Source organism: Pseudomonas kitaguniensis (assembly GCF_049199985.1).
Taxonomy (GTDB): domain Bacteria; phylum Pseudomonadota; class Gammaproteobacteria; order Pseudomonadales; family Pseudomonadaceae; genus Aquipseudomonas; species Aquipseudomonas kitaguniensis.
The window spans coordinates 164583-181817 of sequence record NZ_JBLZPT010000007.1 but is presented as its reverse complement, the minus strand read 5'-3'; the positions used below and the strand labels follow the sequence as shown (position 1 = coordinate 181817).

General features: G+C 60.4%; 15 protein-coding genes. 7 read left to right on the top strand and 8 right to left on the bottom strand.

The window, feature by feature from the left end; genetic code table 11:
• Positions 1-257: 257 nt before the first annotated feature.
• From ACOZK9_RS12270 to ACOZK9_RS12255, 4 genes are read left to right on the top strand one after another with little or no spacing between them, the layout of a single operon-like run.
• Positions 258-1043 carry a transporter substrate-binding domain-containing protein gene (locus tag ACOZK9_RS12270; RefSeq protein ID WP_152750448.1) on the top strand — a complete coding sequence of 262 codons (786 nt, stop codon included), beginning with the start codon at positions 258-260 and terminating at the stop codon, positions 1041-1043.
• A 17-nt stretch (positions 1044-1060) separates the two neighbouring features.
• On the top strand, positions 1061-1729 hold the full coding sequence (locus ACOZK9_RS12265) for an amino acid ABC transporter permease (protein WP_122250762.1): 669 nt from the start codon (positions 1061-1063) through the stop codon (positions 1727-1729).
• Positions 1726-2376, top strand: a complete 651-nt coding sequence (locus ACOZK9_RS12260) for an amino acid ABC transporter permease (protein ID WP_058413775.1) — start codon at positions 1726-1728, stop codon at positions 2374-2376. The genes ACOZK9_RS12265 and ACOZK9_RS12260 overlap by 4 nt, the downstream gene beginning before the upstream one ends.
• A complete protein-coding gene (locus ACOZK9_RS12255) occupies positions 2363-3100 on the top strand; it encodes an amino acid ABC transporter ATP-binding protein (RefSeq protein ID WP_058413776.1) in 738 nt (245 codons plus the stop codon). Before ACOZK9_RS12260 ends, ACOZK9_RS12255 begins: the two co-directional genes overlap by 14 nt.
• Here the strand turns inward: ACOZK9_RS12255 and ACOZK9_RS12250 are convergent.
• The 4 genes from ACOZK9_RS12250 to ACOZK9_RS12235 all read right to left on the bottom strand — a co-directional run bounded on the left by ACOZK9_RS12250 (position 3072) and on the right by ACOZK9_RS12235 (position 7589).
• Complete coding sequence (locus tag ACOZK9_RS12250) at positions 3072-3623, bottom strand: DUF1120 domain-containing protein (protein WP_421555918.1); 552 nt, start codon at positions 3621-3623, stop codon at positions 3072-3074. The genes ACOZK9_RS12255 and ACOZK9_RS12250 overlap by 29 nt on opposite strands.
• Positions 3613-6114: a fimbria/pilus outer membrane usher protein gene (locus ACOZK9_RS12245; protein WP_421555917.1), complete on the bottom strand. Its 2502-nt coding sequence runs from the start codon at positions 6112-6114 to the stop codon at positions 3613-3615. Before ACOZK9_RS12245 ends, ACOZK9_RS12250 begins: the two co-directional genes overlap by 11 nt.
• A gap of 7 nt (positions 6115-6121) precedes the next feature.
• Positions 6122-6820: a fimbria/pilus chaperone family protein gene (locus ACOZK9_RS12240; RefSeq protein WP_421555932.1), complete on the bottom strand. Its 699-nt coding sequence runs from the start codon at positions 6818-6820 to the stop codon at positions 6122-6124.
• A 121-nt stretch (positions 6821-6941) separates the two neighbouring features.
• The gene (locus tag ACOZK9_RS12235; RefSeq protein ID WP_122250767.1) at positions 6942-7589 is read right to left on the bottom strand and encodes a DUF1120 domain-containing protein; all 648 of its coding nucleotides are present in this window, start codon (positions 7587-7589) and stop codon (positions 6942-6944) included.
• Positions 7590-8070: 481 nt separating this feature from the next.
• On the opposite strand from ACOZK9_RS12235, the gene ppx reads away from it, so the two are divergent.
• Positions 8071-9573, top strand: a complete 1503-nt coding sequence (gene ppx, locus ACOZK9_RS12230; protein WP_058413781.1) for an exopolyphosphatase — start codon at positions 8071-8073, stop codon at positions 9571-9573.
• Between the two features lie 76 nt (positions 9574-9649).
• Here the strand turns inward: ppx and ppk1 are convergent, their stop codons facing one another.
• Together ppk1 and hemB are read right to left on the bottom strand one after the other, a co-directional pair.
• A complete protein-coding gene (gene ppk1 / locus ACOZK9_RS12225; RefSeq protein ID WP_058413782.1) occupies positions 9650-11872 on the bottom strand; it encodes a polyphosphate kinase 1 in 2223 nt (740 codons plus the stop codon).
• Between the two features lie 18 nt (positions 11873-11890).
• Positions 11891-12904 carry a porphobilinogen synthase gene (gene hemB, locus ACOZK9_RS12220; protein ID WP_172979511.1) on the bottom strand — a complete coding sequence of 338 codons (1014 nt, stop codon included), beginning with the start codon at positions 12902-12904 and terminating at the stop codon, positions 11891-11893.
• 207 nt (positions 12905-13111) lie between these two features.
• Here hemB and ACOZK9_RS12215 point away from each other — a divergent pair, with 207 nt between their 5' ends.
• The gene (locus tag ACOZK9_RS12215) at positions 13112-13759 is read left to right on the top strand and encodes a DedA family protein (RefSeq protein WP_058413784.1); all 648 of its coding nucleotides are present in this window, start codon (positions 13112-13114) and stop codon (positions 13757-13759) included.
• A 350-nt stretch (positions 13760-14109) separates the two neighbouring features.
• Positions 14110-14775 carry an isoprenoid biosynthesis glyoxalase ElbB gene (gene elbB, locus ACOZK9_RS12210; RefSeq protein ID WP_421555916.1) on the top strand — a complete coding sequence of 222 codons (666 nt, stop codon included), beginning with the start codon at positions 14110-14112 and terminating at the stop codon, positions 14773-14775.
• A 38-nt stretch (positions 14776-14813) separates the two neighbouring features.
• Here the strand turns inward: elbB and ACOZK9_RS12205 are convergent, their stop codons facing one another.
• Positions 14814-15269 (bottom strand): YaiI/YqxD family protein, encoded by a 456-nt coding sequence (locus ACOZK9_RS12205; protein WP_152749231.1) that lies wholly within the window; start codon positions 15267-15269, stop codon positions 14814-14816.
• Between the two features lie 34 nt (positions 15270-15303).
• The gene (locus tag ACOZK9_RS12200; RefSeq protein ID WP_421555915.1) at positions 15304-17199 is read right to left on the bottom strand and encodes an FTR1 family protein; all 1896 of its coding nucleotides are present in this window, start codon (positions 17197-17199) and stop codon (positions 15304-15306) included.
• Between the last annotated feature and the right edge of the window lie 36 nt (positions 17200-17235).

Below are 17235 nucleotides of genomic sequence, written 5' to 3'. Positions count from 1 at the left end.
AACTCGTAGTTCCAGACAACTGAGCGGCTAGTTGTAAAGCTATTCCGGGACCTAGGCAAGCCACGCCCCAAAGGGGTTCGCGGGGTTTTATCGGCGCTCGAAAAAGGTGCGAAAAGCGGGCGAACTGTTCAGACCAGTAAGACCGCCGAACCTCAACGAATTCCGGCCTTACAGACGATTCAGCCGGTGATGGCATGCGCTGTGCAATCACGCCATGAGCAGAAACAAAAAATTCCTTCGCCCTTCGGAGAGTTGCCATGACCAAGCGCTACAGCGCCCTGCTCACTGCCCTGTTTGCCAGCCTGATGCTGAGCCAGGCACCCGCCCAGGCCAATGGTCTGGACGACATCGTCGCCCGTGGCACCCTCAAAGTTGCCGTGCCACAGGACTTCCCGCCGTTCGGCTCGGTCGGCCCCGACATGAAACCCCGCGGCCTGGACATCGACACCGCCAAGCTGCTGGCCGACGAGCTCAAGGTCAAGCTGGAGCTGACCCCGGTGAACAGCACCAACCGCATTCCGTTCCTTACCACCGGCAAAGTCGACCTGGTGATTTCCAGCTTGGGCAAAAACCCGGAGCGCGAAAAGGTAATCGATTTTTCCAGGGCCTACGCGCCGTTCTACCTGGCGGTGTTCGGCCCGCCTGATGCGACCGTCAGCACCACCGACGACCTCAAGGGCAAGACCATCAGCGTCACACGCGGCGCCATCGAAGACATCGAGTTGACCGCGGTAGCGCCCAAGGAAGCAACCATCAAACGCTTCGAAGACAACAACTCGACCATCGCTGCTTACCTGGCCGGCCAGGTCGACCTGATTGCCAGCGGCAACGTGGTGATGGTGGCGATCAGCGAACGGAGCCCTAAACGCGTGCCGGTGCTGAAAGTGAAACTCAAAGATTCCCCGGTGTACGTAGGCGTGAACAAGAACGAGCCGGCGCTGCTTGAGAAGGTCAACCAGATTCTGGTCGCGGCCAAGGCCGACGGCAGCCTGGAAAAGAACGCGATGCAATGGCTAAAAGAGCCGCTGCCCGCAGATCTTTGACGCGACGGAGTTGATTCATGGCGTATCAATTTGACTTTGTGCCGGTGCTGGCAAATACCGACCTGCTGTTGCGCGGCGCTCTGTTCACGCTTGAGCTGACGGCCATCGGCGCGATCCTCGGGGTGGCCCTGGGCATCGTCGGCGCCGTGGTGCGGGCGTGGAAGATCCAGCCGTTCGCCTGGTTCTTCGGCGTGTATGTCGAGTTGATCCGCAACACACCGTTTCTGGTGCAGTTGTTCTTCATCTTCTTCGGCTTGCCATCCCTGGGCCTTAAAATCACCGAGTGGCAAGCGGCTGTATTGGCAATGGTGATCAACTTGGGGGCGTATTCCACCGAGATCATCCGCGCCGGCATCCAGGCGATTCCTCGCGGCCAGTTGGAAGCCGCAGCGGCACTGGCGATGACGCGTTTCGAGGCGTTCCGCTACGTGGTGTTGCTGCCGGCACTGGGCAAGGTGTGGCCGGCCCTGAGCAGCCAGATCATCATCGTGATGCTCGGCTCGGCAGTGTGTTCGCAGATCGCCACTGAAGAACTGAGCTTTGCCGCCAACTTTATCCAGTCGCGCAACTTCCGCGCGTTCGAAACCTACGCGCTGACGACCTTGGTGTACCTGTGCATGGCGCTGATGATTCGCCAGTTGCTCAACTGGATCGGCCGCCGATTTGTGATGAGGAACAGCCGATGAGTGATTTTTCGTTCTGGGACATCGTGCGCAACCTCGCTATCGGCCTGCAATGGACCCTGCTGCTGTCGCTGGTGGCGTTTATCGGTGGCGGCATCATTGGTTTGCTGGTGATGACGATGCGCATCAGCCGCAAAACCTTCCCGCGTAATCTTGCGCGCACTTATATCGAACTGTTCCAGGGCACGCCGCTGTTGATGCAGCTGTTCCTGGTGTTTTTCGGCGTCGCCCTGCTGGGGGTGGATATTTCGCCCTGGCTGGCGGCGGCGATTGCCTTGACGCTGTTTACCAGCGCCTACCTGGCCGAGATATGGCGCGGCTGCGTCGAGTCCATCGCCCACGGGCAATGGGAAGCCTCGGCCAGCCTGGCACTCAACCCGCTTGAGCAACTGCGCTACGTGATTTTGCCGCAGGCATTGCGCATTGCTGTGGCGCCGACCGTGGGTTTTTCGGTGCAAGTGGTTAAAGGCACCGCCGTCACCTCGATCATCGGCTTTACCGAACTGACCAAAACCGGCGGCATGCTCGCCAACGCGACCTTCGAGCCCTTCATGGTCTACGGCCTGGTGGCGCTCGGTTACTTCCTGCTCTGCTACCCCTTGTCACTCAGTGCGCGCTATCTGGAAAGGAGACTGCATGCCTCTGCTTAGAATTTCCGCCCTGCATAAGTATTACGGCGATCACCACGTACTCAAGGGCATCGACCTGACCGTTGAAGAAGGCCAGGTGGTGGCGATCATCGGCCGTAGCGGCTCGGGCAAATCCACCTTGTTGCGTACCCTCAACGGCCTGGAGTCGATCAACGACGGGGTGATTGAAGTCGACGGCGAGTACCTTGATGCCGCTCGCGCCGACTTGCGCAGCCTGCGGCAGAAAGTCGGCATGGTGTTCCAGCAGTTCAACCTGTTCCCGCACCTGACGGTGGGCGAAAACGTCATGCTCGCCCCCCAAGTGGTGCAGAAAGTGCCCAAGGCCAAAGCTGCACAGCTTGCCAGGCAGATGTTGGAGCGGGTCGGGCTGGGGGAAAAGTTCGACGCGTTCCCGGATCGCCTGTCCGGTGGCCAGCAACAACGGGTGGCGATCGCCCGCGCATTGGCCATGTCGCCCAAGGTGCTGTTGTGCGATGAAATCACCTCGGCCCTCGACCCCGAACTGGTCAATGAAGTGCTCAGCGTGGTGCGCCAACTGGCCAAGGACGGCATGACCTTGATCATGGTGACCCACGAAATGCGCTTCGCCCGCGAGGTCGGCGACAAGTTGGTGTTCATGCATCAGGGCAAGGTGCATGAAGTGGGCGACCCAAAAACATTATTTGCCAACCCGAAAACGCCCGAACTCGCCAACTTCATTGGCTCGGTGGAACAACCGAACTGACCAGTTCGAAACTGCCCAGCCCTTCCAGGCGCGTCTCGCTGCGCACCTCCAGGGCATCGGCGGGCAGGTCGGTATCAATATCGACTTGGGCGGTCAATTGCCGGCCTGTTACCGGCATACCCGCCGCCCGCGCCACCAGGCTTTGGCCCGGCAGCAACTGCCCTCCGACAGGCTGGCCGGGCAGGTGCTGCGCCTCCCAACCGACAGCCCGCCCATCCACTTGGGCATGTTTGAGGCTCAGCCTGAATCGCCCTTGGCGACCAAACCGAAACCCCTGCCCATCGGCGGCCACACCGATAAAACGCAGGCCGATTGCCGCAGGCTCAGTGCAAAAAACATTCACCTGCAACGAGCGAGTGCCGAGCGCGATGGAGGTCCGTTCAACCAGCGCTTCCCTGCGAATAGCGCCGTAGTCGATGCGCGGCTGGCTTACCGATAACCGGCAGTTTTCTGCCTGTGCGTCAGGCGCTGCCAGCACCGCGAACAGCAACGCGAGGGGCAGGCTTTTTAGCCTAACGGCCATGGCACACCGCCGAGGTGGTTTCATAGAATTTGTCATTGTCAGGCTGGCTCCCGGGGTCAATGCGCAACAGGCAGGTGGAAGAGTCCGGCAATGAAACGCGCAGGTTTTGCGACTCACTGACGTCGTTGAGAAAAATCATGCCTTCACCCACCACGCTGGTCAGGAACAGGTCGCCTTTGCCGAATACGGCGGCGCCCTGAGGCAGCGGCCGCCCCTGCTGATCAGTCGCGTTGAGCAGCACACGGCGTACCTTTACGACATCAAAACCCACCGCGTTAAAGGAGCCACGGCCAGCAGTCAGCGTCTGCGTACCGTTTTTCAGGTCGACGCGTTTGGGCAAGGACGGGGTTTGCACCTGGACCCGGCTAGGTGTGTAGGCAGGCAGACCGGCGATCACCGCTTGCCCGCTGAAGTCGGTCCACACCGGGCCTTGCGGGGTCTCGACTTTTGCAGCGCCGATGTCGCCGACCGAGACAATGCCGAACGTGTCCTGAACGGTGTAAGGCGAGAAGGTCAGCCCACCTGCGTGAGCCACCGCACCACCTTGCAACTGCCCGGTATAGCTGCTGCCCAATGGGTCGCGGCTGACACCCAGGCCTATCCGTGTATAACGTGGCAACAGCCCGACCTGCCCGCGAAATGATTGGTCGCGGGCATTGAGGTCGCGCTCGACCCCCACTTCGTAATTCACATAGTCGTTGACGCGTTCACTGAGCGCTGTGCCCGCAGTGAATAGGTCGCCACGGCGGCTGGTGTAACTGGTCACACGTCGATCGCTGCCCAGCGGCACGCTGACCTGCAGCCGCACCGACAGGTCGTTGTCCAGGGCACGCTCACGCGGGCTGCCAACGGGCGTGGCGTCACGGCGACTGCGCGTGCCGCCTACTTGCGAATCAGCGATCAACGCAACGTCGGCGCGGCTGAATGACTTGTTCCACGAGGCAAATACGTGTTCGGACGCGCGCCCGTCAAATTGCGAACTGCGCGTATACCCCAGGGAAAACACACCCGCCACAGGATCGGCCCAACTCATGCCAGCGGTGTATTGGTTTTTGAAGCGCGAATCCAGTTCATTGGCCCTGGCTGACCGTCCGGCTTCAGTGACCTCGCGATAACCCAGGGTCTGCGTGGTTGCACTGAGGTTAACGTCGATATTGGCGTATACCGGGCTGCTCACGGATACGCTGCTGCGCGCGCCGGACACTGCGTTTTTGCCGTCACGCGAGAGGTTATGCCGTGCGCTCACAGAAACCCGCTGGAAAAACACGCTGCTCAAGGTGCCGCCTGCCGACCAATACTCGTCAGTGCCCAACAACCCAAAACCCGCAGACGAATCCTGCCCAAGCCCCCAAGTGCCACTGCCCATGGCAACCACCGGTGACGGCCCCTCCTCGCCGTTATCTTTGCGCAGCTTACCCGCCGAGAAGTAATAACCCGGCGCCGCCGGTGCTGCGCCTGCAAACGATGCCGCCGGCACCACGAAACTGCGCCTGGCGCCACGCACATCAATCACGCTGACTTCAAGGTCACTGGTGCCATTGAGCAACGGCAAACCGGTCAGCCGAAAGGGCCCTTCAGGCACCAACGTGCTGTGGATCAACACGCCGGACTGGCGAACTTCAATCCGCGACTGGCTTTGGGCCAGGCCTTCGACCACCGCACTGTTGCCGCCCGCTGAAGCGCGTGATTGGCCATCGGGGAAAAACTGCAGGCCCGACAGCTGGACGCCGCCAAACACCGGGTTATTGCTGGAGAGCTGGCCCACCTGGAAAGTCGATTGCAGCGCGGCAATATCACGCTGGGCAAACGCGTACAGATGCTCGGTGCGCGCCTTGCCGTTGTCGGACACATAGAACTGGCGGCTGCGAACAATCCAGTCCTCCAGGTTGAAACCTGCCTCGGTGTAGGCCGAGATAAACCGGCTGGGCCCACTGCGCGAGCGGCTGTCGAAACCCAGTACGTCATAATTGAATAACGCCGCCGCTCCGCCCTTGGTAAATTGCCCCGCGGCCCACTGCGGCTCACGCAGTGACTGGGTCGGCACCACCAGCGCCACCTCGTCTGTGCCAGGGCGCAACCTCACATTGGTTGTCGGGAACGCACCCAAAAAATCATGGCAGGCCTGGTCCGGCAAGGCGTCTTCGCGAATGATCGCGCTGGGCTTTACCAGCCCGGCTTTGTCCAGCAGCCCTGCGGTGAAACACAATCGCCCCTGCGCGTCGAACCGTGCATCCACCAGCCCCAACGGGTTTCCATTGACCCGCAACCCGACCACCTGCACACCTTCGCGAAAACGCGCCGCGCTGCGAAAGTACTCGGAGACCTTCGGGTCAATACCGTGGGCCGCCAGTGCCGCAAGGTCGAAGCCCTCACCAAGCTCCAGCGCAGATACGAGACCCGGCGAGCTACATAGCGTCGCAAACCCTATGAGCAACGTGCGGTTGCAGAGCCAGAACGATGCCGTAGTGCTGTAACTCGATGGGTTGATCATCAATCGATCAGCCCTCATCGGTGCTGATCGGTGCCCGGTAGTTATCCACCGAAAACCCATAGACCGTGGCCGGCTGAATCTCGACCTCGGCTACAGCGCCCAAGGGGCGATCAACCTTCAACGTCAACGCCTCACCCGGCAAGATATAGGTACGCGGCAACGTGGCCGGGATGCTGTGTGGCAAGAGCTGCACCTCTGGCGCCATGCGAACGACATAAGCGCTGTCGTTATGAACCGTAAGGCGCTCCCCCACGCGCTTCCACTTCAGCAACTCCCAAGGCGTGTGATGCCGAGGCAAGCCTTGCGGGTGCAGGATCAGCGGCAGGTTCTGCCGAAGGGTGATACCGATGGTTGCGCCGCCGGCAGCCCGCGCTTGCGGAATGCCTTCAAAGGACACGCGCTTGAGCCGTTGAGTCTTGAGCGGCGCCTTCAAGGTGCTGATGAAGCGCACCAGTTGTGTGTCGCCCGCCTCTACGCGCGTAATGGGCGGCGTGACAATGACCAAGGGTTCCAGGTCCTCGGGCACATTTTCGACCACTGAATGAAGCAGCGCCGGCCCGGCATCAGTGTTCTTGATATTGATGGTGGCTTCGCCCTCTTCTTCATACAGTACTACCACCGTGGTTTCCGGCAGCATGCCGTCTGCCGTAGTAACAGCACTAAAAAAAAGACAAAAACTTGCACAACACAATAACGCGCTGCTTATTATTGAAAACCCAGGCACTCAGTATTCCCCGCGTTTGATGAAGTTCATAATTGACCGTCAAGCGCCCACAAAAAACAGCCGACCAAAAACGTTAGTTTGTTGGTCGGCTGTTTTCAGCTTTTTAGAGGTAGCTCAATACAAGCGTGGCGCGCCCATCAATGGAAATGTCGCGGCTCAGGTCCAGGTCCTGTGCCCTGTTGATCACAGCCTTGACCGCAACAGTACCGGTCAAGTGCGTAATCGAGGCAGGTGTAACCGCGCTGCCATTGCGCCACGAGTATTGGCTAGGCGATTGGGCGACTTTGCCATCACTGCTCTGCCAAGCGCCGGTGCCAGTGCGCGTGATGGGCAACAAGGTAGTACCCGCCGCTCTGAGGTCCTTGAGGGTGACCGAATAACCACCGGTACGCCGGGTGCCTACCGCTCCCAAACCAAAGTTCTGCGCTTCGGTAAACCCTGCGCCAAGCACCCCGGTAACCTTGCTACCGGCTTGCAGGTCGGTAAAGGTCAGCCCGAACCTGGCCGCTGTGGTGCCGCAACTGACGGTCAAGGCAGTGCTCCTTTCCTCGCGCGGGTTGAACGCCGTCTGGGACAATTCGCCGGAGCGAATCGTGCCGTAGTCGATCACGCCGCTACCCGCCAGGCTGAGGTTACAGGCGGCCGGTGTGATCGTGCCCCTGACCACTAACTGGGCACTGGTGGAGGCTTGCGCACCCATGGCCGCAGCCAAACATGTAATACCGAGAGTCAAGCCGATGATTTTTTTCATGTTGGTCCTGTCACTAAAGTTATCAGGCGTTGTTTATTTGTGTGTTGGCGACTCCATCGCCCCACTGTCTATCTTCCCGGACATACACAACGATAAATAAATAACACCCTGGCAAAATTGCCGGGTGCAAGTCTGCCGCTTTGGCACTTCATTAAAGAATCAGACAACACGCCAGTCGCTGTGGGAGTTGTAAAAATAAACAGTCGCTCTAACTCAATTACCAGGTAGCCCTTAACAAAATAACAAAGGTAACTTGTACTCCATCGCTGTAGGAGAATTCACAAACCGCTTTACAACAGTGCAGAGTTAAAACTCCCTACACCTGCGAAGGCTCTATTCGTCGGCAACTTACAAAACGCGCCTACACTTCCCACAAGAATTCCCCATAGAGAGCGTCAGCGAAATTACTGAAGCACTACGCGTTGGCGGCAGCGGTCGATCGTGGCACGATGGTCGGGTTATCGACCGAGACCCCCAAACCATGCCGCAATCCCAAGCCAAGAATCTGTCCCTGATAGCCGCCATCGACCTGGGCTCCAACAGCTTTCATATGGTCGTGGCCAAGGCCCAGAACGGCGAGATCCGCATCCTTGAGCGGCTCGGCGAAAAAGTGCAACTGGCTGCCGGGATCGACGACGCGCGCCAGCTCAACGAAGAATCCATGCAACGCGGGCTCGATTGCCTTAAGCGTTTTGCCCAACTGATCAATGGCATGCCCTTGGGCGCCGTGCGAATCGTCGGCACCAACGCCTTGCGTGAAGCGCGCAACCGCGGCGAATTCATCCGCCGCGCCGAGCAGATCCTCGGGCACCCTGTAGAAGTCATCTCCGGCCGTGAAGAAGCGCGCCTGATCTACCTCGGCGTATCCCACACACTGGCCGATACCCCCGGCAAACGCCTGGTGGCGGACATCGGCGGCGGCAGTACCGAGTTCATCATCGGCCAGCGCTTCGAACCCCTCCTGCGCGAAAGCCTGCAAATGGGTTGCGTCAGTTATACCCAACGTTATTTCAAGGACGGCAAGATCACCCCGGCACGTTATGCCCAGGCCTACACCGCGGCGCGGCTGGAAATCATGAGCATCGAGCACGCCCTGCACCGCCTGACGTGGGATGAAGCCATCGGCTCGTCCGGCACCATTCGCGCCATCGGCCTGGCCTTGAAGGCGGGTGGCCATGGCGCTGGTGAGGTCAACGCCGAAGGCCTCGCGTGGCTCAAGCGCAAACTGTTCAAGCTGGGCGATGCAGAGAAAATCGACTTCGACGGCATCAAGCCCGACCGTCGCGCCATTTTCCCGGCCGGCCTGGCGATTCTCGAAGCGATCTTCGACGCCCTCGAACTGCAACGCATGGACCATTGTGATGGTGCTTTGCGCGAAGGCGTGCTCTACGACCTGCTCGGCCGTCATCACCACGAAGATGTGCGTGAGCGCACCCTCAGCTCGCTGATGGAGCGTTACCACGTTGACCTGGAACAAGCCGCCCGTGTGGAGCGCAAAGCCCTGCATGCCTTTGACCAAGTGGCCGCAGACTGGGACCTGGAAGACGGCGTGTGGCGCGAGCTGCTCGGCTGGGCCGCCAAGGTGCATGAAGTGGGCCTGGACATCGCCCACTACCATTATCACAAGCACGGCGCTTACCTGATCGAGCACTCGGACCTGGCTGGTTTCTCCCGCGAAGACCAACAGATGCTGGCGTTGCTGGTGCGCGGCCATCGCCGCAACATCCCCAGGGACAAGTTTGCCGACTTCGGCGACGAAGGCATCAAGCTGATTCGCCTGTGCGTGCTGCTGCGTTTTGCGATTTTGTTCCACCACATCCGTGGCACCCAGGAAATGCCCCAAGTGACACTGCGTGCCAACGGCGACAGCCTGGACGTGGTGTTCCCGAAAGGCTGGCTGGATGAGAACCAACTGACCCAGGCAGACTTCGCCCAGGAAGCCGACTGGCTGACGCGGGTGGGGTTCAGCCTGAACTTGCGTTAAGCCGATCTAAAACACACTGCAAAAAAATGTGGGAGGGAGCAAGCCCCCTCCCACATTGTTGAGACCCAACAGGCGTTTAGTTCACCGACAGAATCGGGCTGCCAAGCTTCTCCAGCAAGGTTGCCTGGGCACTGCGCGGGTTCTGGTTGCCGGTCGGCGTGTTGCGCACGTAACGGCCGTCCGACTGCAGGCTCCAGCTGTGCGTGTTGTCGGTGAGGTAGCTTTCCAGCTCCTTCTTGACCCGCATGATCAACTTCTTGCCTTCTACCGGGAAGCACGTCTCGACGCGCTTATCGAGGTTGCGCTCCATCCAGTCGGCACTGGAAAGGAACATCTGTTCTTCGCCGCCGTTGAGGAAGTAGAACACCCGCGTGTGTTCCAGGAAGCGGCCGATAATCGAGCGCACGTGGATGTTGTGCGAGACCCCGACAATGCCTGGCCGCAAGCAGCACATGCCACGCACCACCAAGTCGATGCGCACGCCGGACTGGCTGGCCTTGTACAGCGCGCGGATGATCTTCGGATCGGTCAGCGAGTTGAACTTGGCGATGATGTGCGCCGGCTTGCCGTCGAGGGCGAACTGGGTCTCGCGGGCAATCATGTCGAGCATGCCCTTCTTCAGGGTGAACGGCGCGTGCAGCAGCTTCTTCATGCGCAAGGTCTTGCCCATGCCGATCAACTGGCTGAACAACTTGCCGACGTCTTCGCACAAGGCGGCGTCGGACGTCAGCAGGCTGTAGTCGGTGTAGAGCTTGGCGTTGCCGGCGTGATAGTTGCCGGTGCCCAAGTGTGCGTAACGCACGATCTCACCGGCTTCGCGGCGCAGGATCAGCATCATCTTGGCGTGGGTCTTGAAGCCGACCACGCCGTAGATCACCACCGCACCGGCGGCTTGCAGGCGACTGGCGAGTTGCAGGTTGGACTCTTCATCAAACCGCGCACGCAGCTCGATCACTGCCGTAACTTCCTTGCCGTTACGCGCAGCGTCTACCAGGGCATCGACGATTTCCGAGTTGGCGCCGCTGCGGTACAGCGTCTGGCGTACGGCCAACACATGCGGGTCCTTGGCAGCCTGGCGCAGCAGGTCGACCACCGGCGTAAACGACTCGAACGGGTGCAGCAGCAGGATGTCCTGCTTGCTCACCACGCTGAAGATGTTCTCGCTGTTTTGCAGCAGTTTCGGGATCTGCGGAGTGAACGGCGTGTATTGCAGCTCCGGGTGGCTGTCCAGGCCGGTAATGCTGAACAGACGCGTCAAGTTCACCGGGCCATTCACCGTGTACAGCTCGCTTTCGCTCAGATTGAACTGCTTGAGCAGGTAGTCCGACAGGTGTTTGGGGCAAGTGTCCGCCACTTCAAGGCGCACCGCATCGCCGTAACGGCGCGAGAACAGCTCGCCGCGCAGTGCACGGGCCAAGTCTTCGACGTCTTCGGAATCCAGCGCCAGGTCGGCGTTACGGGTCAGGCGGAACTGGTAGCAGCCTTTCACCTTCATGCCCTGGAACAAGTCATCGGCATGCGCGTGGATCATCGACGAAAGGAATACATAGTTGTCGCCAGCCCCCCCTACCTCTTCCGGTAACTTGATGATGCGTGGCAACAGACGCGGTGCCGGGATGATCGCAAGGCCGGAGTCGCGGCCGAAGGCATCAATACCTTCCAGTTCGACGATGAAGTTCAGGCTCTTGTTCACCAGCAGCGGGAACGGGTGCGTCGGGTCGAGGCCGATCGGGGTGATGATCGGCGCGATCTCATCGCGGAAATAGCGGCGCACCCAGGTTTTGATCTTGGTGGTCCATTGGCGACGACGAATGAAGCGGACCTGATGTTTTTCCAGCTCCGGCAGCAGGATGTCATTGAGGATCGCGTATTGGCGATCCACATGGCCGTGCACCAGCTCGCTGATACGTGCCAGCGCTTGATGCGGCTGCAGGCCGTCGGCCCCGGCTTGCTCGCGGGCAAAAGTAATTTGTTTCTTGAGGCCGGCAACGCGAATCTCGAAAAACTCGTCCAGGTTGCTGGAGAAAATCAGCAGGAATTTCAGCCGTTCCAGCAGCGGATAGGACTCATCCAGTGCCTGTTCCAGCACGCGGATATTGAATTGCAGTTGTGACAGCTCGCGGTGGATGTACAGGCTACTGTCATCCAGGTTGGTGACGGCGGCAACCGGGGCCGGCGCGGGCGCTTCGGCCACCACTACAGGCGGGGCCGGCTCCAGCTCCGGTGGGGTTTCAGTGACTTTTTCCACCACCGGGTGAGCGTCTTTTACGGCAACTTCTGAAAGGCCTTCGGTATTCATCGAGTGTTCCTGTGAGGGCTATTGTTGCTCTCTAAGCAATTGGGCGGCGCGGGCGGCGAAGTAGGTCAGAATGCCATCAGCGCCAGCACGTTTAAAGGCAGTCAGGGATTCGAGGATCACCCCTTCACTCAACCAACCATTCTGGATCGCGGCCATGTGCATGGCGTATTCACCGCTGACCTGATAGACAAAGGTCGGCACTTTGAATTCCTCTTTAACCCGGTAAAGGATGTCCAGGTAGGGCATTCCGGGTTTGACCATCACCATGTCGGCACCTTCGGCCAAGTCGGCGGCCACTTCGTGCAGGGCTTCATGGCTGTTGGCCGGGTCCATCTGGTACGACGCCTTGTTGGCTTTGCCCAGGTTCAGCGCCGAACCGACCGCGTCGCGGAACGGGCCGTAGTAGGCGCTGGCGTACTTGGCCGAATAGGCCATGATTCTTACGTTAACGTGATCGGCCAGCTCCAACGCTTCGCGAATCGCCTGGATACGACCGTCCATCATGTCCGACGGCGCAACCACTTGTGCACCTGCCGCCGCGTGGGACAACGCCTGCCTGACCAGCGCATCAACGGTAATGTCGTTTTGAACATAGCCGTCTTCGTCAAGAATGCCATCCTGGCCGTGCGTGGTGAACGGGTCCAGCGCCACGTCGGTGATCACACCCAACTCAGGGAAACGCTCACGCAACGCACGGGTAGCGCGCTGGGCGATGCCTTGCGGGTTCCAGGCTTCGGCAGCGTCAAGGGACTTGAGTTCAGGCGGCGTTACCGGAAACAACGCCAGCGCCGGAATCCCCAGTTCAACCCACTTCGCCGCCTCGATCAGCAGCAGATCAATCGTCAAGCGCTCCACACCCGGCATCGACGCCACAGCTTCCCGACGATTTTCGCCGTCCAGCACAAACACCGGCAAAATCAGGTCATCCGTCGTCAACACGTTTTCACGCACCAGGCGACGAGAAAAATCATCACGCCGATTGCGCCGCAGACGCGTGGCCGGGAATAGCCGATTGGCAGGGGTAAAGCTCACGACAGACTCCTGAGCCCGCGTTACGGGCGAGCGTTGCAGTTATAAGCGGCCATTATGACGAACGAATGACAGTTGTGCTTATCGACGCAACCTGTAGGTGCATTCGTCATTTCTGTAAGAATTGTTCACTTCGTGACACATCTCGATACTTTCATGAATGTTCGTGAAGGCGTAGGCTGCGCGTTCATTTCGCCAGCACCCTAGACCATGCTTCAACAATTTCTGCATGACTTCGGCTACTTTGCCCTCTTCCTCGGGACGTTCTTCGAAGGCGAGACCATTCTGGTGCTCGCAGGCTTCCTGGCGTTCCGTGGGTACATGGACATCAATTTTGTGGTGGTCGTTGCCTTTTTTGGCAGCTACGCCGGCGACCAGCTTTGGTACTTCATGGGGCGCAAACACGGCCGCAAATTGTTGGCGCGCAAACCGCGCTGGCAATTGATGGGCGACAAGGCCCTGGAGCATATCCGCAAGCATCCCGACATCTGGGTGCTGAGCTTCCGGTTCGTCTACGGGTTGCGCACGGTGATGCCCGTGGCGATCGGCTTGTCGGGCTATCCGCCGGTGCGCTATTTGATCCTCAACGGTATCGGCGCAGCGGTCTGGGCCGCAGCGCTGGGCGCTGCGGCTTACCACTTTGGCGCGGTGCTGGAAGGCATGCTCGGCAGCGTCAAGAAATACGAGCTGTGGGTGCTGGGCGCCCTGGTGTTATTGGGCTTGGGCCTGTGGTTGCGCCGCCGTTTCAAGAACGCGCGCATTGCCCGCCAGGCCTGCGCGGATGCCAAGGCCCGGCTCGCCGCCGAGCCTGCCACCGAGCCTGCCGCGGGCGACGCACCCAAAACACCGGTGGAGTAAGCCGGTCTCTGCAGCCGTAGAGACCGACCCTGCAGAGCAGGCTGCCACTCAACAGCGCAGCCAGCCACACCCGTGGCTATTCAGCGCCACGCCCAACGTAAGCCGCCCAAACGTCATCACGCCCCACCCGCGGGCCAGTGCTGTGGTGGGCGACCCCGCGCCGACGCCAAACCGTCAGCCGCAAATAATGAACACCCCGCCATCATTGCGATCCATGTAAAGAGCGTTCTGTGCAGGGCTGAGCCCGATGTTTTTTGTTACATCAAATTAGGGGTAGTGGCAGCAGATCCCAATGGCAACCGATGACAAATTAGTAGACATTTAACGCCAAGAAATAGGGAGACATACTCATGAGCAAAAAAATTGCGGTGATCCTTTCCGGCTGTGGCGTGTATGACGGCGCCGAGATCCACGAAAGCGTGATCACGCTGCTGCGCCTGGATCAGCGCGGTGCTCAGGTCCAATGTTTTGCGCCAAATATCGCTCAACTGCACGTGATCAACCACATCACCGGTGAAGAAATGCCCGAGTCTCGCAACGTGCTGGTGGAGTCGGCACGCATTGCCCGCGGTGAGGTGAAGGACATTGCTCAGGCCAACGCCGACGCGTTCGATGCGCTGATCGTGCCTGGCGGGTTTGGCGCAGCAAAAAACCTGTCGAACTTTGCCGTCGAAGGCGCCGGTTGCAGCGTTAACCCACAGGTGCTGGAACTGGCTGAAGCCTTTGCCGAAGCCGGCAAGCCGGTGGGGCTGATCTGCATCTCGCCAGCGCTCGCCGCGAAAATCTACGGCCCCGGCGTCACCTGCACCATCGGCAATGACGCCGACACTGCGGCCGCGCTCGACAAGATGGGCGCCACCCACCGCGAATGCTCGGTTGAGGATATTGTCGAAGACACGGCACGCAAGTTGGTAAGCACCCCGGCGTATATGGTGGGCAAGAGCATCAGCGAGGTTGCGTCGGGCATTAACAAACTCGTAGATCGCGTGTTGGAGCTGACCCACGAGAACGACTGACCCGCGTGATCGGGCCTTCTGTGGTTGATGGCCACAGCTCAGGCCTGGCGCATCAACTTCGTAAGAATCCGGTCCAGGGCATTGGCAAACGCCTGCTTGTCCTTTTCCCCATGCGGCGGTGGCCCGCCGCCCATTTGCCCCTGCTCGCGCAGGTCCGTGAACAAGTTACGCACCGCCAGCCGCTCGCTCATGTTCGCCGGGCTGAACTCCTTGCCGCGCGGGTCTAGCGCGGTCACGCCCTTCTTCACCAGCCGGTCAGCCAATGGCACATCACTGCAGATGACCAGCTCACCGGGCACCGCGTGTTCTACCAGGTAATCATCTGCCGCGTCCGGGCCGCTGGGCACCACGATCAGCTTCACACAGGCAAAGCTCGGCTTGATCTGGCTTTGCCCCGCCACCAGCAGCACCTCGAACTGGCGCTTGAGGGCAAACTTCACCACTTGGTCCTTGGCCGCCCGAGGGCAGGCGTCCGCATCGATCCACACGCGCATACACACTCCTCACATCGACACGGGCCGTACCCGCTTAAGCGCTCACGCGGCGTTTCTCGGCCAGCCGGCTGCGGCCATACAGCAGCACAATCGCCAGGATCGCCACGGCCTGCGCACTCAGCGAGTACGCATCGGCATGAATGCCCAGCCAGTCGAAGTCAAAGAACGCCACCGGCCGCGTGCCGAAGATGCCCGCTTCCTGCAGTGCCTTGACGCCATGGCCTGCGAACACCACCGACAGCGCGCACAACAGCGCCGCGTTGATGCCGAAGAACAACGCCAATGGCAGCTTCGCCGAACCCCGCAGGATCACCCACGCAAGGCCCACCAGCAACACCAACGCCGTGGCGCCACCCGCCAGCACCGCGTTGTGCCCGGCCGGGCCAGCTTGCAGCCACAGTGTTTCGTAAAACAGGATCACTTCGAACAGTTCGCGATACACCGAGAAGAACGCCAGCATCGCAAAACCGAAGCGCCCACCGCCGCCCACCAGGCTGCTCTTGATGTAGTCCTGCCAGGCCGCTGCGTGGCGCCGGTCGTGCATCCACACACCCAGCCACAGCACCATCACGCTGGCGAACAACGCCGTGCAGCCTTCGAGCAATTCGCGCTGGGCACCGCTGACGTCAATCACATACGCCGCCAGCGCCCACGTCGCCAAACCGGCCAACAGTGCCAGGCCCCAGCCGACGTTTACGCTGCGCACCGCCGATTGCTGGCCGGTGTTACGCAGGAACGCAAGGATCGCCGCCAGCACCAGAATCGCTTCCAGGCCTTCGCGCAGCAGAATCAACAGGCCCGAGATGTAGCTCAACGACCAGCTCAGGCCATCACTGCCCAGCAAGCCGGCGGATTCAGTGAGCTTGGCCTTGGCCACGTCCAGACGCAATTGCACCTGCTCGACCGGCAGGCCGTCCTGCAACGACTGCCGATAAGCCATCAGGGCTTTCTCGGTGTCCTTGCGTACATTCGCATCGACGTTGTCCAGGGAGCTTTCGACCAGCTCAAAACCTTCCAGGTACGCCGCCACCGACAGGTCGTAGGCCTGCTCGTGATCACCGCTACGGAAGGCGGCGAGGCTCTTGTCCAAGGTGCTGGCGGTGTAGTCGAGCAACTGCGCCGGGCCACGCTTGACCTGCGGCGGTTGCGCGCGCTGGGCGCGGAAGGTCGCAGCGGCGGCGGCGCCGTTTGCAGCCAGCACTTCATTCGGCGTCTGGCGGGCCAGGTCGGCGAGGTTGAACGGTTGTTCGGTTTTTGCGGCAGCCGGGTCCGCCGTGAAGCTGGCGATGTAGGTGGCCAGGTCCCAGCGCTGACGGTCATCCAATTGGTCGGCGAAGGACGGCATATCAGTGCCTTCGACGCCAAGACCAAGGGTGCTGTAGATCGCGTAAAGGCTCAGGCGGTCCATCCGCGCAGCATCGCGCAGGTTGGCGGGCGCTGGCGTCATGCCCACGCTGGCAGGGCCATCACCGGCGCCGGCAGCGCCATGGCACACCGAGCAATGCTGAGCGTAAAGCGGGGCACCACGCGTGGGGTCGGGGGTAATCGCCGGGGCCTGGCTGACTTCATACGCCACCGCCAGCCTGGCGCCCAGTTGACGGGCTTGGCGAGCAACTGTTGCGCCGTCCTGGCGCGCCGTTACCGCCGCTAACAGGTCATCGACGCCCTGGATCAACTCTGCACGTTGCGGCCTTTGCGGCAGTTCAGCCACCAAACCCTGCAACACACGGAGAAACTCCAGTTGCTCGCGGTATTCAGTTTCATCGATAACCTTGCCCGCCTCTACCGTCGGCGGGTAGTCAGCGCCAATGTAGTCCAGTAAATGCAGGGCTTGCGGAGCCCCCTCAGCAGTTGCGGCCAGCAGAGTGTTGCTGCACGCCATAAGGGCCGGCAACAGCAACCATGCAAGAAAACGGAACGGCGCAATCATCAATCAATCTCAAGGGGAAATAAGAAGTAACACATT

Coding starts and splice junctions, on each gene's coding strand:
- ACOZK9_RS12270 (WP_152750448.1), top strand. CDS start 258: ATGACCAAGCGCTACAGCGCCCTGCTCACTGCCCTGTTTGCCAGCCTG.
- ACOZK9_RS12265 (WP_122250762.1), top strand. CDS start 1,061: ATGGCGTATCAATTTGACTTTGTGCCGGTGCTGGCAAATACCGACCTG.
- ACOZK9_RS12260 (WP_058413775.1), top strand. CDS start 1,726: ATGAGTGATTTTTCGTTCTGGGACATCGTGCGCAACCTCGCTATCGGC.
- ACOZK9_RS12255 (WP_058413776.1), top strand. CDS start 2,363: ATGCCTCTGCTTAGAATTTCCGCCCTGCATAAGTATTACGGCGATCAC.
- ACOZK9_RS12250 (WP_421555918.1), bottom strand. CDS start 3,623: ATGGCCGTTAGGCTAAAAAGCCTGCCCCTCGCGTTGCTGTTCGCGGTG.
- ACOZK9_RS12245 (WP_421555917.1), bottom strand. CDS start 6,114: ATGATCAACCCATCGAGTTACAGCACTACGGCATCGTTCTGGCTCTGC.
- ACOZK9_RS12235 (WP_122250767.1), bottom strand. CDS start 7,589: ATGAAAAAAATCATCGGCTTGACTCTCGGTATTACATGTTTGGCTGCG.
- ppx (WP_058413781.1), top strand. CDS start 8,071: ATGCCGCAATCCCAAGCCAAGAATCTGTCCCTGATAGCCGCCATCGAC.
- ppk1 (WP_058413782.1), bottom strand. CDS start 11,872: ATGAATACCGAAGGCCTTTCAGAAGTTGCCGTAAAAGACGCTCACCCG.
- ACOZK9_RS12215 (WP_058413784.1), top strand. CDS start 13,112: ATGCTTCAACAATTTCTGCATGACTTCGGCTACTTTGCCCTCTTCCTC.
- elbB (WP_421555916.1), top strand. CDS start 14,110: ATGAGCAAAAAAATTGCGGTGATCCTTTCCGGCTGTGGCGTGTATGAC.
- ACOZK9_RS12205 (WP_152749231.1), bottom strand. CDS start 15,269: ATGCGCGTGTGGATCGATGCGGACGCCTGCCCTCGGGCGGCCAAGGAC.
- ACOZK9_RS12200 (WP_421555915.1), bottom strand. CDS start 17,199: ATGATTGCGCCGTTCCGTTTTCTTGCATGGTTGCTGTTGCCGGCCCTT.